At 39.8% G+C, this 16143-nt stretch carries 14 protein-coding genes; 2 read left to right on the top strand and 12 right to left on the bottom strand.

Translation table 11 applies throughout. The features are described 5' to 3' along the window. Positions 1 to 4: 4 nt before the first annotated feature. Together P0106_RS02610 and P0106_RS02605 are read left to right on the top strand one after the other, a co-directional pair. Positions 5 to 445, top strand: a complete 441-nt coding sequence (locus P0106_RS02610) for an FHA domain-containing protein (RefSeq protein WP_004111634.1) — start codon at positions 5 to 7, stop codon at positions 443 to 445. After that, the gene (locus P0106_RS02605) at positions 445 to 969 is read left to right on the top strand and encodes a MerR family transcriptional regulator (RefSeq protein WP_116437772.1); all 525 of its coding nucleotides are present in this window, start codon (positions 445 to 447) and stop codon (positions 967 to 969) included. Before P0106_RS02610 ends, P0106_RS02605 begins: the two co-directional genes overlap by 1 nt. A 115-nt stretch (positions 970 to 1084) precedes the next feature. On the opposite strand, the gene P0106_RS02600 is transcribed toward P0106_RS02605, so the two are convergent. From P0106_RS02600 to hisS, 12 genes are all read right to left on the bottom strand, one after another. Beyond that, positions 1085 to 1783 carry an HAD hydrolase-like protein gene (locus tag P0106_RS02600; protein WP_014554580.1) on the bottom strand — a complete coding sequence of 233 codons (699 nt, stop codon included), beginning with the start codon at positions 1781 to 1783 and terminating at the stop codon, positions 1085 to 1087. Between the two features lie 45 nt (positions 1784 to 1828). Further along, complete coding sequence (locus tag P0106_RS02595; RefSeq protein ID WP_004111625.1) at positions 1829 to 2176, bottom strand: RNA polymerase-binding protein RbpA; 348 nt, start codon at positions 2174 to 2176, stop codon at positions 1829 to 1831. A 90-nt stretch (positions 2177 to 2266) separates the two neighbouring features. Continuing rightward, positions 2267 to 4906, bottom strand: a complete 2640-nt coding sequence (locus tag P0106_RS02590; protein ID WP_473730398.1) for a DEAD/DEAH box helicase — start codon at positions 4904 to 4906, stop codon at positions 2267 to 2269. A 54-nt stretch (positions 4907 to 4960) separates the two neighbouring features. After that, a complete protein-coding gene (locus tag P0106_RS02585) occupies positions 4961 to 5326 on the bottom strand; it encodes a hypothetical protein (protein ID WP_004115087.1) in 366 nt (121 codons plus the stop codon). Position 5327: 1 nt separating this feature from the next. Beyond that, positions 5328 to 7253: a helix-turn-helix transcriptional regulator gene (locus tag P0106_RS02580; RefSeq protein WP_473730397.1), complete on the bottom strand. Its 1926-nt coding sequence runs from the start codon at positions 7251 to 7253 to the stop codon at positions 5328 to 5330. Between the two features lie 252 nt (positions 7254 to 7505). Further along, complete coding sequence (locus P0106_RS02575) at positions 7506 to 8933, bottom strand: UTP--glucose-1-phosphate uridylyltransferase (protein ID WP_004115085.1); 1428 nt, start codon at positions 8931 to 8933, stop codon at positions 7506 to 7508. A 163-nt stretch (positions 8934 to 9096) separates the two neighbouring features. Further along, positions 9097 to 10200: an amino acid ABC transporter permease gene (locus P0106_RS02570; RefSeq protein ID WP_004117853.1), complete on the bottom strand. Its 1104-nt coding sequence runs from the start codon at positions 10198 to 10200 to the stop codon at positions 9097 to 9099. A gap of 5 nt (positions 10201 to 10205) precedes the next feature. Beyond that, positions 10206 to 10883, bottom strand: coding sequence for an ABC transporter permease subunit (locus tag P0106_RS02565; RefSeq protein ID WP_004117849.1), 678 nt, complete (start codon positions 10881 to 10883; stop codon positions 10206 to 10208). A 1-nt stretch (position 10884) separates the two neighbouring features. Then, positions 10885 to 11757 carry a glutamate ABC transporter substrate-binding protein gene (locus P0106_RS02560; RefSeq protein WP_014554578.1) on the bottom strand — a complete coding sequence of 291 codons (873 nt, stop codon included), beginning with the start codon at positions 11755 to 11757 and terminating at the stop codon, positions 10885 to 10887. 55 nt (positions 11758 to 11812) lie between these two features. Next, positions 11813 to 12583, bottom strand: coding sequence for an amino acid ABC transporter ATP-binding protein (locus P0106_RS02555; RefSeq protein ID WP_004137994.1), 771 nt, complete (start codon positions 12581 to 12583; stop codon positions 11813 to 11815). 216 nt (positions 12584 to 12799) lie between these two features. After that, positions 12800 to 14596, bottom strand: coding sequence for an aspartate--tRNA ligase (gene aspS, locus P0106_RS02550; RefSeq protein WP_473730396.1), 1797 nt, complete (start codon positions 14594 to 14596; stop codon positions 12800 to 12802). Positions 14597 to 14710: 114 nt separating this feature from the next. Further along, the gene (gene hisS, locus P0106_RS02545) at positions 14711 to 16111 is read right to left on the bottom strand and encodes a histidine--tRNA ligase (RefSeq protein WP_473730395.1); all 1401 of its coding nucleotides are present in this window, start codon (positions 16109 to 16111) and stop codon (positions 14711 to 14713) included. Positions 16112 to 16143 lie beyond the last annotated feature (32 nt).

The raw sequence follows: 16143 nt of genomic DNA, 5'->3' as shown, positions 1-16143 counted from the left end.
AATTATGACTGAACCGATTCCTACTGCTGGCGAAACAACCATTATTGGTATGCCAGCTATTACCATTCCAATAAACTCTAATGCAGATCGTCCTCTTAGGCAGGATGATTTAGATACTATAGCAAAGCTGCTTCCTGGTACCGCTTTACTTATTTCTACACGTGGAGCAGTTTCTGGATCGCGTTATTTACTAGATGAGGACGTCGTTTCTGTTGGGCGAGATTCTAGAGCCGATATTATGCTAGACGATTCTACTGTCTCTAGAGCTCATGCTGTTTTTCGTAGAAATGGTACTGTTTTTAGCATTGCTGACGCTGGAAGTCTAAATGGAACGTATGTTAATCGTAACCGTGTTGATGAAGCTATTCTTCATAATGGTGACGAAATTATGATTGGCAAGTTCCGATTAATGTTCTTTACGTGTGACGCTGTTACTAAACGATAATGACTTTTGAAAACTCTCCTGAAGATAGTGCGTTGGTTGATTCTTTAAAATATGATCATCAGCCAACGCAGGGGGAACTGTTTTCGTTTTCGGATGATGAAGAGTATTCCACAGGATACCGTGGAAGTGTTGCTATGAATATCGCTGGTATTACATATAGACAACTTGATTATTGGGCTCGTAAACACATAATTGAGCCTTCTATTAATCCGTCTCATGGTTCTGGGTCTCGTCGTTTATATTCATTTAAAGACATTGCAATTATGGCGGTTTCTAAGCGACTTTTAGACGCTGGAGTAAATCTTACTAATGTGACTACTGCTATAGTGTTTTTAAATTGTTTTAGTGTAAAGCATCTCGAAAATATGACCATAATTTGCGATGGTCAATCTGTTGTGGAATGCGATAGTAATCAGAAAAATATGCGAGATATGCTTGAATGTGGCACAGCTGTTTTTGCTATAGCTGTTGGTCGTATTGTCAAACAGGTTAAAGCTGATTTAGACTCTGAATTATCTAAGTAAATTTCTAATCTATTTGTATATTTTATCCCTAAAATATATCTAATCTGACATAACGTACATTATCGGATAAATACTCATATATTTTTTAGCACGAAAAACAAATAATATTTCAAAATTATTCAAAATACTCGTTAATGGCATTATTCAAATCAGAAACACTGTCGATAATACGATATGCTCCGTGAGTTTTAAGCTCACCAGGCTCGGCATAACCCCAAGAGCAACCCAAACAATCAATATCGCATGCTAAAGCGCCATCAACATCTGTCCAACGGTCGCCAACCATTAAAGCACGATCCCGTAAAGGATTGAATCCAATATTTTCAAAAACATAGCGAATAACTTGATCTTTATTAATCCTAGACATATCTTTGCTAGCACCATAAATACCATCAATCAAGTTTGTCAATCCAAAATGATCACAAATTGGTTTAACTTGATATTCAGGCTTGCAAGATGCAGTAGCAAGATAATAACCAGACTTTCGTAGCAACTTAAGCTGTTCAGGAATGCCATCATAAACTTTGTTCAAAAAATTCCCAGTAATCATATCGCCATTTGGATTATCAGGATCTATAAAAGTTGCAACTTCGGAATAATATTTCCTATACAATTTAACGCCTTCAGATTGCAATTCTTTAGGCATATGATTCCTCTGAAAAGATTCAAGTATAGACGGTCCAACAAAACGCAACATTTCAGTATCATCAGGTATCTGCATACCAAGATCAGACATCGCTTTTTTAGCGCACGCAATAATACCAGTATGCGATTGTGTTAAAGTACCATCTAAATCAAGAAGAACAACTTTCATGACAGCTTATTTCCCTTAGAAGTGTTTTGTTTGTAAAAATAATTCTCACTCGTAATCAGGAATCCAACCCTCATGATGCATCTTTAAACGCTTATCAAGTAAAGCTTTAAGCTCTTCTTCACTTCTACGCTCTAAAAGCATATCCCAATGCGTACGAGCTGGCTTATTAAAATCATCATCTGGTCTGTCTGCATCGCCTTCCTTATGTGCTAATGCACCACAACGGCATTCCCACTCTTCAGGGATCTCGGCACCTTGAGCAAATGGAAGAATCGTTCTGTGACCCTTAGGGCACACATATGCAACATCGTTACGAGCAGCGAAATCAACATTATCGTCGGATTCCAATGATTTAGCTCCAATGCTCATTCCACGTAAACTGCGCTCTGCCATAATATATTATTCTCCTTTTTGTTTTCATTATAAAGCTAGCGAATTGCACGGACGATACACAAAGGTATACCATGGTATATCAATAACATATCAAACATCACAATAAGCAACTACCCCGCGATTAATAAGTTTAGCTGCTTCATAAGCATTGTGAGCTAAAGAATCATCTACGTTAGGCAATATTTTCAAATATTCGCTAGCAACAGCAAGTTGATTAAGTAAGTCAATAAGTCTTTTTGCAAATCTGACAAAATCGCCACCAGTTATGTCAGTATTTTGCAATATGTCGAGTAAATCAGCACCTTGAGCCCAATCATAAATCATATCGATTGCACCAAAATCAAGAGGTCTTAAAGCATCAAGATGATTATTCAAGCACATATCACTTATACGAATAAATAATTCTTTCATCTTTAAAACTGTATTGAATACAGGCGCATTTAATCCTCCAGGATACCTACGCGGCCCTCCCCCAGCAGGACCCCTAGATTCATACACTAATGCAGATAAACAAGACAATAATTGAATAGGAGTTAGATTATTAAAAATTCCTTCACAAATTGATTGAGCAAAAACAACATCAAGCTCGTTGTAAAGTCTACGAAGCAACTGACCCTTGTCTGTTAACACTAAAGCATCGTTCGTATTTTTTAAATAATCTAATCTACAAAGTACTTCACAAATACTATCAAAACATCTTGCAACTGAGCCAGTACGAGAATTATAGCGATCCTTAACCTGATTTAGTTCACGCATTTCTCGAGCCCAATAATAACCCCAGTGTAAATGTTCTTGAATATCTGGGCATCCTGCACAAGGATGGTTACGCTCCTCGTTGCGTAAGGTATCGATAGTTTTATCTAATTCTTTAAAAGCTTTAGCACGCTCAACTTCACTAGCAAATATTGTGTGCTTAAGTTTTCTGCGCTGATCATGTTGAGCATCTTTAAGACACATTCTAAGAGTCATAAACTCAGAAAAATCACCTTGAGTGCAATGAAATGCCTGTTTGTAACCGCTAATAGCTTCTTTAAGATCCTCAATACGACTTAAAAGCCTTTGAGCAGAAGCATTGGCTTCCCATTGAGCAAAAGAACTGCTTAGAGTTATGCGAGCAGTTTTAACATCACTATTATTTAGAAGATTAACAGCCATGTTGAATGTAGGAACAAAGCTAGAATGAAGAGGATACACACGTTTACTAGACAAGGATGCAGCCTTAGAAGGATCAAAATCAGGATTGTCAATTAACACTGCATGACCAATATCATCTATGCCACGTCTGCCAGCGCGACCAGTAAGTTGTGTGAACTCACCAGGAGTTAGCGGAACATGACCTGTACCATCAAATTTAACAAGTTTTTCAACAACAACACTTCTCGCAGGCATATTTAAACCTAAAGCAAGAGTTTCTGTAGCAAAAATAACCTTAATAAGACCGCGTTCAAAAAGCGTTTCTACAATATGGCGAAAAATAGCAATCATACCAGCGTGATGAGCTGCAAAACCTTGTTCAAGAGCATACCTAAAACGCTCAAATCTAAGTGCCTTTAAATCGCTTTTGCTTAGCTTATTTTCCGCAATCATAGAATCAACTATTCTGCGAATTTCATACATTTCTTCATCGCTAGTAAGAGATAATCCAGCGTTTAAACATTGTTGAACAGCCTGATCGCATCCTGAACGAGAAAAAATAAAATATATTCCTGGTAGCATATCAAGGTAATCAAGCTCATCTATAACAGCCCACCTTTTAGGGGTGTGTCTAACAGCAACTTCTCCCCTATTACTTTTAGATGAATTAGAAAACTTATTCTTAGAAAACTTGCCTTTGCTAAAACGTTTATTTACATTACGATAAGATGCTTTACGTCGTAAAGAGGCATTCTCCCATTGAGTGATTTTTCTTGTTAAAGCAAGATTTACATGATTGGTGCTATTACCATTTTTATCAACATCATATAAGTTAAGTAATTCAGGCTCTGTGCGTCCATCCTTTTGGATAATAACATGTCTTTCAAGTGGAACAGGACGATGCTCATCTACAACCAAATGTGTTTCTCCGCGCACAGAAGAAATCCATGCACTAAAATCTTCCACATTAGAAACAGTTGCAGAAAGACCAATAATCTTAACGCTCTGAGGAAGATGAATAATAACTTCTTCCCACACAGCACCCCTGAACTTATCTGCAAGATAATGAACCTCATCTAAAACAACAAATCCAAGAGATTTAAGAGTAATTGAACGTTCATAAAGCATATTGCGTAAAACTTCTGTAGTCATAACAACAATATCAGCCTCTGGATTAACCGAAGTATCTCCAGTTAAAAGTCCAACTCTATCTATTCCATAAACTTCACAAAAATCATGATATTTTTGATTACTTAAAGCCTTAATAGGAGTTGTGTAAAATGTTTTAACTCCACGATTTACGCCTAGAAAAACAGCAAAATCAGCAACAACAGTTTTACCTGCTCCAGTAGGAGCTGCCACAAGAACATTATCTCCATTTTCCAGTGCATCAATTGCTTCTGCTTGAAAATCATCTAAATCAAAACTTAAAGATTGTTCAAATTTTGCAGCCATAGTTCGAGAGTGCTCAATAGTTTGCTTAAACAAATTAAACCGTTCAGCTGGAGATAAAGGAATTTCAGAATCATTCTTGTAATCGTTTGAATCAACAAGAATATCATTTTTCTTTTTCTTGCGATATGACGTCTTAGACATAAAAAAGTTTAGTTCTTTCTTCTTAAATCAAAATAATTTTAAGTTCGCAATTCACTAAGATTCTTTTGACTCTTTAAAATTAGGATTATCAATATCTTCTTGACGCAACGACTTTGTATTCCAATTTTGCCAAATGGACTTATGGGTTTCTCTTATACGATTATGACGATCATTAACCTTAATTCGAGTATGCTCGTATCTACGTGCCGCATCCTTTATAGGACGAGTGAATAGCGGGCTTGTATCATTATCTAAAGAATCATCATTGTCTTGAAGTCTTTCAAAGCAAGAAGAAACTTTTTCAAGAAAACTTGAAGAATTTTCAAAAATCCTAAAAGCATTTCTAATAGCGAAAACAGTCCCGCATGCAATCATACAAAGCATGAAAAGCGTAATAATAACCCAAATCCACCACGGCATTTTAATTCTCCACAATAGGAGAATCGCTATGATCAACACTCAATTCACGTTGAGCACGAGCAATAATCATAGTACGCAAAGTTTCTGGAGAAACAGCTTTAATATGACGGGCATGCGCAATACAGAAAGCAACAAACCAAGAATCTGAGCAAACAGTCAAATGAACTTTAACCCCACTCCCACAAGGCTCAACCGTAGCACCTGAAAGACTCTTTAAGAAGTTTAAATCAGGTTCATCAGTGATAAAGCATGTTTGCGTACCATTGTCAAAACTCCACTTACGAAGTTCGCTAATAGGAACATCTGGAATTTCTACAGGGCAAACAGGCGTAATTACCTCTGCATGCTCAATGCGAGCAACGCGAAGAACTTGCCAAATTCTAGGCAAACCATTTGCCTTATTGATAGAAGTATCCTTCGCAACTAGACTACGTTTATCTTCTGGAGCCTGATTTTCAACATCAGTCCAAACTGCAACGTAATAAACGCCTTCATCAACAAAAATCTTAGAAGGTGCAACAACTTTCCTACGAGTTCTGCCAGCTCCGTCCGTATACTCCATGTCAATTAGAGCACCAGCATTAATAGCGCTACGAACTATAGAACAGTTTCTAGGCTCTACTTCATAACCAGTAAGGCTCAGCCAAGGAGTTTCACCTGGACGCACATGCCTACGCAAACGCATATACAAAGCCTTAGCCTGGTCTCTCTGTTCAACAGGAAGAAGCGGAGAATGAGCAAGATAATTAACTGATGCGGTCAACATGCTCATATACTGTTGAGAAACACCAGCCAAACGCTCAAGCCCTAATGAATTTGTTGCAGAAACAATTCCTTCAGCTTCTAGCAAAGACCAATCAATATCGAAGAACTGACTACCAGCCATCTCTCCATCATCAGATACAGTCGTAAGAGTATTGATATCTTTGTGCAAAATAGCAACAAATCTACGAAGTTCGTCTTCACTCTTTGGCTTTCCTATAAATCTAACAGCAAGCTCATCCAATGGGAACTCTTCACCAAGATGTGCAGAAAGGAAGAGCATTAATCGAAGTCTGCGATCAACCTCACTGCCAGTTTGGAAAGATGCTTTCTTTTGGCGTGATTTGTCTGGCTCAGAGTCAGACAAATCCTGATTATCGTCAGAGCTATTTTGCGATAAATCGTCTTGCTCAACATAATCTTCATCGCAAGACACAAATTCCGTTGCAGCATTAAGTCTACGATGGAATGCATCTACTGCTTCTTGTGGACTTACAACACAAGAACCTGGATGTTCAAGAACGAACATCGCTAAATCATCTGAATCAGTATAAGCAACATTCAAATGCTCGCCATCAACATCAACTGTTGCGGCGAATCTACGTGAATCAATAACCTTAACTAATGCATCTGGAATTGTCTGAGTGCCTAAACCTGGAGCGATAGAATCAAGACCTAGTCCAGGTATAGGAGTTTGAGGAACTCTTGGAGCTGTGCGAGACGCAGAAGAATGCTGATGCTCAACTTTACGAGATTCAGAAGAAGAAATGGACATAGACCTAGCCAAATAATTGGCAGCAGCCAAAACAGGAAGTTCTTCTTGCTCGAAACGTATACGAACTCTTGGCTCATCGCCAAGCTGCAATCTATAAGATGCAAAATCTTGCCCTTCGGATTTGGAAGAATATTCTGGCTGTCGTGACTCAATTGCAATTCCCATAGCCGCAAGTTTTGCACGATCCCTTTGGAACTGCTTGGCAAAAGCTGCCTTAGCAGCCTGATCAGCAAGCTCTCCATATGAATCAGCATAAGCTTTAACTCGTTGTGCAATCTGACGCGAAGTCAGCCATTGTGGAAATGCGGAAGACAACACCGCTAGCACATCTAGCTCATGTTTGCCCCACTTATCGGAAAAACGACGCCTTCCGTTACTTCCTTCTGCCATTGGTCCTCACGTATCGTTTCTTTTGTAGTTTCCTTCCATGCATAGAGAATCTGCGATTAATGTAAGACGCTAAATCCTCCACACACACTTTATCTATTTTAATGGTGTTTTGCTATACGTGTGGACATTTTTAAAAAAACTCATGATTTTTCTTATTTTATTATTTTCAAGGGTAAGAGAACCCTTGAAAACAAGCCATTTCACGCGCGACACGCCATAAATATTTTTTAATTCTCAAATTTCACACGCTATTTACACCCATTCATCTGGTTCAATACCCTGAGGCCCAACAAATTCCCCATTTGGAACGTAGCTTGGCTCTCCAGTATCTTCTAAAACAGCATCGGAGAACATAGAAACCTGATTACCAAATGTCCAATCACCACGAATAGTAACTGACTTTGCAGCAGCTAAAGCAGGCACCGAATAAGGGAATCTTTCGTTGAAATCATTGATATTTCGATAATAACGAGGATCGAGATCAATATCTGGGAATATGTAGTTGCCATCCTCCATCTCATAAGAATCAGTAAGATGGAATCTGTCTGAACGCATTATAAACAAATCATTAGTTGTCTTGACAGGCAAGAATCTCATTCTATCTACTTCTACACAAATAGCATCATTAAAAAGCGAAATTGCAGCACCCATCGCAGTTTCCAGCTGAATAACTTTCTCGCTTTTTTCATTTGTAGGATCAATAGTTTTTCTATTGCAAATCACAGGAAGAGGAAGAACTCCATTGTATTCTTCCAACTTTTTTTGTAATGCGTCAACGCGAACCCAAATATTATTTGTATTAAAATAGGGATGTTTCTTAATACTTTGAGCACTTCTTCGATCTTCTGGATGAACTTGAGTCATTTCTCGAAGCATCATTCTTCCAGTTTCGAGATCTCTAACAATATGACCACCTTTACGATCGGCTTGAGTACGCTTAGCAACCTCAATCATTATTGAAGCACCCGTGTTTTCAAAGTGCTGAGCAAGAGTACGAGAAGGTCTAGCGCCTAAATTATCTGAATTTGAAATAAATAAATATTCAATACCATTTTTCTTCAAAACGTTTAACAATCCTGATTCCCAAATTGTAGAGAAAATATCTCCATGACCTGGAGGACACCACTCTAACTCAGGATCTTCTGGATAAGAAACTGGCTCACAGGTTTCCTCTAGCAATTTCGGTTCTTGATGCTGAATAATTTCAACAGGAATGTTTTCTTGAGAAAATTTACGATTACGCTTCAGCACTTGTAATGTATCTTTAGATGTGCGGAAAGAGTTCATAAAAATAAGAGGTAAATCAACACCTAAGCGTTGGCGTGCTGTAAGAACCTGACCGATTATTATATCTATAAATCGCATTTGTCGAGCTTTGTGCCTACGGACAGGCAACAAAGATTTTGCGCACGACAATCCCATAGACGTTCCCAAACCACCATTAAGCTTAATAAACGCTGTTTTTGCAAAAGCGTTTACAGCTTTATCATGATCAATAGTCTCATAAATTTCGTGAAAATTTGGAACACTCTTAATAGGCTCTACAGTGTTTTCGCGAATAAATTCACCAGACTTATCATTAATCCACGAGTCATAAAGATGCGCAAATTGATTAATCGCAATCTCACTCATACCTTGTTCGCGCATCTTTGCAGCGGACAATTCAAAAGTGTCGCCCATTTAAGACAGCCTCCTTGTATGCATTATGTTTAATAGTTTATCTATTCAATCTATATGTTGCAAACAAGGTGAATGGATTTTATTACTAAAAATCAAAAAAATAGCACAACAGGCGGAATCAAACCCATTGCGCTATTATTCATAATTAATCTAAAAATTAGAATTAATCATGCTTTTTATTATTTTTATCTTGGTTAGTATTTTGACTATCATCTAAATTCTCGTCACCAGTTTCTAGATGATGCTCATCGTAGCCTTGCAAGTAACGAGTACGACGCCAATGGTGAATAGAAGCGTTTGTACCGCGGTGATGCACGTGGTACTTTCTAGGAGTTCCACCGTACGGAAGCTCTTTAACTTCCTTAGCAACAGCAATCTGATTCACGTTAGAAGGATCCATAATTGCGATTGGCGCAACAGGTTCTGGTTCAGTCGGAGCTGCCGTTCTGCTACTAAGCTTTGATGGGAGCCATTCAGCAAACCAAGAAAGCGCCCAGCAAATCAAGAAGTACACAACTGCAGCAACAGTCAAAGTTTGCAAAATATTAAAGTACATTGATCCAAGTCGTCTAGATTCTTGGAGCAAATCAGTGTACATGATTATGGAACCCAATGCAGTATCTTTTAACACGACAACAAGCTGAGTTACAGCTGCTGGAAGCATTGCGAATATAGCTTGTGGCATTTCGATTTGTGTTAAAGACTGATATTGAGATAGTCCAAGAGCTAAAGACGCTTCACGCTGACCGTTAGGAAGATTTCCAACGCCAGATCGAACTAGCTCTGCGACCACGGAACCGTTGTACAAAATCAAAGACAACACAACGGCCCAGTAAGACGCGCCACTTATTCCAGCAAACGCAAATCCTCTCCAAAGGAAGATCATAAGCAAAAGCACTGGAACAGCTCGGCAAAACTCAACTACAACGGCAGAAATGCTACGAAGAATCAAGCTAGGCAATAGTCTTAAAAGACCAAACAAGAGTCCAAAAACTATTGAGCCTACAACAGCAAGAAGTGAAGCTTTAAGAGTCATCCACAATCCTGGAAGATAAAAATCAGTCCACGCTTCCGATTCCACAGCTGGATTCCACAAATCCCACGAAAGCTGATTTTCGCCTTCGGGAGGATTGCTAAGTCTTAAAAGCAAAGCAATAACAATAAGCGCAAACACAACGCACGCAACAATATTTGCAATGCGAATCTTTTTTAAAGCCTTAGGCCCAGGCGCATCAAATAACAGAGATTTTTCTTGTTTTTTTGCCATTTTCATCACCTTCTAACCGCAAGCTTATTAGACAAATAAGTTGTGAAAATACCGATTGGAATAATCAACACAATGTATCCGCACGCAAAAATCAAAAAGATTGGAACAATCAAATCTGCATGCCTTTCAATCATCTCACTCATAAGAGTAGATGTTTCAGTCGCAACAGATGCAGCTGCAGCAACAGTGGAATTTTTAAGCAACGCAATAAAAGTGTTTCCAAGAGGTGCTACAGATCCGCAAAATGTTTGAGGCAAAATCACATTAAAAGCTGATTGGAAGAAGTTAAGCCCAAGCGCCCTACATGCTTCTGCTTGACCCAAAGGTACAGTGTTTAAGCCAGATCTTAAAGATTCGCAAACAAATGCTGAAGTGTAAAAACTCAAGCCAGCTATAGCAAGCCAGAAGAAGTTTACGCTAAAAACAGTTGAAAAACCGAGCTTTAGCTGAGCATACACGCCAAGAACCATAAATACCATGATTATTGTTAGAGGCATATTCTTAAAGAACTCAACGTATGCGCTTGCAATAATTCGAAGCGAATGAATTGGGCAAATCCTCATCATAACTAGAATCACACCAAGAATCGTTGAAAAAAGCACGCTCCACAATGTGATTTCAATATTCACCAAGAATGCTCCTGGAATATTGTATGAAGTAAATAATTGCACAAAGTCTTGCATTTTACTCCTCCCCCTCATTTGGTACTGGCGGATTATACTTTGCGTTTGGCTTAAAACCAGTTCCGCGCATGTTATCGTCTAAAGCTCTTTTCCATGAACCATTTTTAATCATGTCTTTAAGAGCATTATTAATGCGCTTAGCTAGCTTAGTGTTTCCTTTTTTAATGCCAATGCCGTAGTGCTCTTCAGTAAATGGCTTACTAACAAGCTTTAGTCTGCCTCTAGATGCTGTAGCAAGACCAGCGAGAATAATATCGTCTGTTGTAACAGCGTCTACGATTCCAGAGAATAATGCTGTTGCACATTCTGCATAGCCAGGCTGTTGCATAAGTTGAACTTTTGAAGAGTACTTCTCTTTAATAACTATTGCAGACGTAGAACCAGTTACTGAGCATAAACGCTTTCCGTCTAAATCGTCTGGACCGCTTACTTTATGCTCGTCTTTGCGAACTAATAAATCTTGACCTGCAATAAAGTATGGTCCAGCAAAAGAAACAGTGTTTTTTCTAGCATCTGTTATAGAATATGTTGCAACAATCATATCTACATCGCCATTTTGAAGCATTGCTTCACGCTGTTTTGAAGGCGATTCCTTCCAAACAATCCTATCTTCGGAGTAACCCAACTTTTTGGCAACGTACTTTGCAACGTCTACATCAAAACCAACGTAAGTTCCAGACTTTTTAAAGCCAAGACCAGGCTGATCAAACTTAATGCCAATGCGTATTACATCGTTGCGACTATTTTTACTGCAAGCGCTAAGTGGTAGAACGCAGCACAATGCGCAAATCATAGATAAAATTGCGCGATATGTATGTCTTAATCCCAGTTTGTAACGCTTACACTTAAGCGCAATATTGTGTAAATATTTCATAACTACCTCTTAAAGATTTAAAAAATCGCTATTAATGATTTAAAAACGAGTCAAATTAATGAGTCAAAATCTTTGAAAGGAAGTCTTTTGCTCTGTCTGTCTTTGGATTTTCAAAGAACTCTTCTGGTGTATTTTGCTCAAGAATTCTGCCATCTGCCATAAACACGATTTTGTCTGCAGCTTTACGTGCAAAACCCATCTCGTGAGTAACGCAAATCATGGTCATTCCTTCTTTTGCAAGCTCAACCATAACATCAAGAACTTCGTTAACCATTTCTGGATCAAGCGCAGATGTAGGCTCATCAAAAAGCATAACCTTTGGATGCATTGCAAGCGCGCGAGCAATTGCCACTCGCTGCTGCTGACCTCCAGAAAGCTGAGAAGGCATTTTGTTAGCTTGATTATCAACACCAACTCTAGCAAGAAGATCCATTGCCAAACTTTCTGCTTCTTGCTGCTCCATATGACGAACCTTAATAGGAGCAAGCGTAACGTTTTCTAGAATCGTCTTGTTTGCAAAAAGATTAAAAGACTGGAACACCATTCCTACTTCTGCACGCAATGCGGCAAGTTCTTTTCCCTCTTGAGGAAGAGGCTTACCATCAATGCGAATGTCTCCAGAGTCAATAGTTTCAAGACGATTAATCGTCCTGCACATTGTTGACTTGCCAGAACCAGAAGGTCCAATAATAACAAGCACTTCGCCTTTATTAACAGTCAAGTTAATATCTTTTAAAACGTGAAGCTTACCGTAGTGTTTTTCAACATGGCTAAGTTCCACCAACGGCTGTGCTACTTTTTTTGTGTTGTTTAATTTAGTATCCATAAAAAGGATTCTAATGTTCTTTTGTTACATGCGTTTATCGTAATAGTTACTTTTAAACGCTTATAAAGTTACGGAAAACAATAAAAATGATACCAAAATGTTAATTTTAGTTTAAAAATGCCGTTAAGTTCGGATTTCCTAATACAATCACACAACTTAACGGCATTTATTAGCAATATTTAAATTGTAAATTATTGCATTCTATTATATTTACGATTACTCGTCTTCTTCTGGATCGTAATCGACGCCAGTTTCAGCACGCTGTTCGTCAGAAATTGGAGCAGGAGCGCCAGTTAGAGGGTCGCGTCCGCCGCCAGCCTTAGGGAAGGCGATTACGTCGCGAATCGAGCTTGCGCCTGCAAGAATTGCAGCAGTACGATCCCAGCCCAAAGCAATACCAGCGTGAGGTGGAGCACCGTACTTAAAGGCTTCAAGCAAGAAGCCGAACTTTTCTTCTGCTTCCGCTTTGTCGATTCCAAGAACATCAAGCACGCGATCTTGAATATCGTCGCGGTGAATACGAACGGAGCCACCGCCCATCTCGTTACCGTTGCACACGATATCGTAAGAATCGCTCATTGCATGCTCTGGATCTTTATCGAACTTATCAATCCAATCAGCAGATGGCATTGTAAATGGATGGTGCATAGAAGTCCACTTAGAATGGCCAACTGCAACATCATCATCGTCTGGATCATCTGTGCGCTTAAACAATGGGAAATCAACAACCCAAGTGAAAGCAAACTCGTCTGGGTGAAGCAATCCTGCGCGGCTAGCAAGCTCTACACGAACTGCACCAAGCAAAAGCTGAGAAGATTCACGGCTTCCTGCTGCAAAGAATACAGCATCGCCATCTTGCGCACCAACAGCTTCCTTAAGTCCTGCACGCTCTTCTTCGCTAAGATTCTTAGCAACAGGGCCTTTTAGCTCACCATCTTCACCAAAGACTACATAAGCCAAGCCCTTAGCTCCACGCTGCTTAGCCCAATCCTGCCATGCGTCAAACTGACGACGAGGTGTATCTGCACCGCCCTTAAAGAGCACAGCGCCAACATAAGGAGCTTGGAACACGCGGAATGGAGTGTTCTTAAAGAAGTCAGTCAACTCAATAAGTGGGTTTCCAAAACGCAAATCAGGCTTGTCGGAACCGTACTTATCCATAGCTTCCTGCCAAGTGATTCGAGGCAAAGGAAGAGTAATCTCGTGACCAGCTTCCTTCCAAATAGCAGCAATAACGCGCTCTGCCATATCCATAACATCTTCTTGGCTTGCAAAGCTCATTTCCATATCAAGCTGAGTGAACTCAGGCTGACGATCAGCACGGAAATCTTCATCACGATAGCAGCGAGCAAGCTGATAGTAGCGCTCAACACCAGAAACCATAAGCAACTGCTTTAAAAGCTGAGGAGACTGTGGAAGAGCGTACCAAGATCCTGGAACCAAACGTGCTGGAACAACAAAGTCGCGAGCGCCTTCTGGAGTGGACTTAATAAACGTTGGTGTTTCTACTTCTGTAAAGTCCATATCTTCCAAAGCGTGACGAGCTGCCTTAGCCATATCAGAGCGAAGCTTTAGATTACGCTGCATTGATGGGCGGCGCAAATCAAGATAACGATACTTCAAACGAACATCTTCGCTAGGAAGCTTGTTTTCAGACTCGTTTTCCAATGCTGTAGAAACCTGGAATGGTAACGCATCGGACTTAGCGAGAATTGTCATTTTATTCGCAACGATTTCGATTTTTCCTGTTGCTAAATGGTCATTTTCATTGCCATCTGGACGCAGGCGAACTTCGCCAGTAACCTGAACAACAAATTCACTACGCAATGGTCGCGCAGTTTCCTCATCGTAAATAACAACCTGCACTAAACCTGTGTTGTCACGAACATCTACGAAAGCGACGCCACCGTGATCACGGCGACGATCAACCCAACCAGCAATGGTTACGTTCTGTCCGACCAAGGTCTCAGTCACTTCAACGGCATGGTGTGTGCGATACGCCGTCTGGCTCATAAGTCCACTTCCTTGTTTAAATAATTTTGTTAATTTTTGTTTTGACTTTAATAGTTTACCGCATGAATCGCGCGTTCAAATATTGCAAAATATATTCTTAAAATATAAAGCAAATTATTGAGCGCAAGAAACAGTCTGCCGGGCATAAACAGTATCTGGTTGCCAAGACGTGGCGTCTGCAGAAACTTGTTCCCCAGTAATAATATTCTTCACTTCATCATGGTTAGATTCAGAATCTGCACTATCAGCTGGGAACCACACATAAGGAATACCTAACTTATCTGCATATTTTATCTGCTTACCAAGTTTTGCTGCACTTGGAGAGACATCGGCAGCAATTCCTCTAGCACGAAGCTTTCGAGCAATCTCGTTACAAGCAGACCTATCTTCCTCATTCCAAACTGCCACCAATACTGCAGCAGGAGAAACACGGGAAACAGTGGCACCAGCTGTGTGAAGCATATAAGAAAGTAAACGCGAAAGTCCTATAGAAAGACCTACGCCTGGATACTTTTTATTACCTTGAGAAACAAGATTATCGTAGCGTCCGCCAGAGCAGATTGATCCAAGGGATTCAGCACCATCCAAGAATGTTTCATACACAGAGCCAGTGTAATAATCCAATCCTCGCGCAATCTTCAAATCTGCCACAACAGCACCTGGACGAATTTTTGCTGCATCGTCCACAATCATTGCAAGAGTTTCAACACCTTGTGAAGCTAAAGTGTACGATTCGTTATCTTCACTGCGAGAAATATCATGCTTATCGCATAATTCATCGAAACGAGACTTCAACTCATCTCCTGTTTCAGCAGTAAGTTCAGCCAATTCTAAGCATGCAGCAGCTTGGGAGTCCGTAGCTCCGCACTCTTTTACCAAAAGCTTAGCAACTTCTTCAGCGCCAATTTTGTCGAGTTTGTCGATTTCTCGAAGAACTCCCTCAATATCGCTTAAACCAATACCTCGATAAAAACCTTCAGAAAGCTTACGATTATTGGCGTGAACAGTGGCTTTAGGTAATCCAAATTCGCGCAAACGTTCAAGTGCTTCTACCATGACAAGAGGAAGCTCCACTTCATAGTGAGACGGCAAATCACCATTTCCCACAACATCAATATCTGCTTGAACAAATTCACGGAAGCGTCCTTCTTGCGGACGTTCGCCGCGCCAAACTTTTTGCATCTGCCAGCGCTTAAAAGGAAAAGCTAAATCGCCAGTGTGTTCAACAACATAATGACTAAGAGGAACTGTTAAATCAAAATGCAAACCTATTCGATTTTCAACAGGAGTGTCGCTTTCATGCCCCACCTCTTGCAATCTAGACAAAAGATAGATTTCTTTGCTAGTTTCGCCTTTTTTTAACAGACTTGAACCCTGCTCAACAGCACGAGTTTCAATGCCTATAAAACCATTTAATTCAAATACTTCCCGCAATGTGTCCATAACACGCTGTTCAACAGCGCGCTCACTAGGAAGCCACTCTGGAAAACCAGATATTGATGAGCCTTGTACCATGTCCACTATAATAGGTTATGTTGCGGAAAAAT

The organism is Gardnerella sp. c11Ua_71 (genome assembly GCF_055818025.1).
Note: the sequence above shows the minus strand (reverse complement) of the source record. Positions and strands in the feature narration are given on the sequence as shown.

What these genes read in the sequence shown, in the direction of transcription:
- P0106_RS02610 (WP_004111634.1), top strand. Translation starts at nt 5, where the DNA reads ATGACTGAACCGATTCCTACTGCTGGCGAAACAACCATTATTGGTATG.
- P0106_RS02605 (WP_116437772.1), top strand. Translation starts at nt 445, where the DNA reads ATGACTTTTGAAAACTCTCCTGAAGATAGTGCGTTGGTTGATTCTTTA.
- P0106_RS02600 (WP_014554580.1), bottom strand. Translation starts at nt 1,783, where the DNA reads ATGAAAGTTGTTCTTCTTGATTTAGATGGTACTTTAACACAATCGCAT.
- P0106_RS02595 (WP_004111625.1), bottom strand. Translation starts at nt 2,176, where the DNA reads ATGGCAGAGCGCAGTTTACGTGGAATGAGCATTGGAGCTAAATCATTG.
- P0106_RS02590 (WP_473730398.1), bottom strand. Translation starts at nt 4,906, where the DNA reads ATGTCTAAGACGTCATATCGCAAGAAAAAGAAAAATGATATTCTTGTT.
- P0106_RS02585 (WP_004115087.1), bottom strand. Translation starts at nt 5,326, where the DNA reads ATGCCGTGGTGGATTTGGGTTATTATTACGCTTTTCATGCTTTGTATG.
- P0106_RS02580 (WP_473730397.1), bottom strand. Translation starts at nt 7,253, where the DNA reads ATGGCAGAAGGAAGTAACGGAAGGCGTCGTTTTTCCGATAAGTGGGGC.
- P0106_RS02575 (WP_004115085.1), bottom strand. Translation starts at nt 8,933, where the DNA reads ATGGGCGACACTTTTGAATTGTCCGCTGCAAAGATGCGCGAACAAGGT.
- P0106_RS02570 (WP_004117853.1), bottom strand. Translation starts at nt 10,200, where the DNA reads ATGGCAAAAAAACAAGAAAAATCTCTGTTATTTGATGCGCCTGGGCCT.
- P0106_RS02565 (WP_004117849.1), bottom strand. Translation starts at nt 10,883, where the DNA reads ATGCAAGACTTTGTGCAATTATTTACTTCATACAATATTCCAGGAGCA.
- P0106_RS02560 (WP_014554578.1), bottom strand. Translation starts at nt 11,757, where the DNA reads ATGAAATATTTACACAATATTGCGCTTAAGTGTAAGCGTTACAAACTG.
- P0106_RS02555 (WP_004137994.1), bottom strand. Translation starts at nt 12,583, where the DNA reads ATGGATACTAAATTAAACAACACAAAAAAAGTAGCACAGCCGTTGGTG.
- aspS (WP_473730396.1), bottom strand. Translation starts at nt 14,596, where the DNA reads ATGAGCCAGACGGCGTATCGCACACACCATGCCGTTGAAGTGACTGAG.
- hisS (WP_473730395.1), bottom strand. Translation starts at nt 16,111, where the DNA reads ATGGTACAAGGCTCATCAATATCTGGTTTTCCAGAGTGGCTTCCTAGT.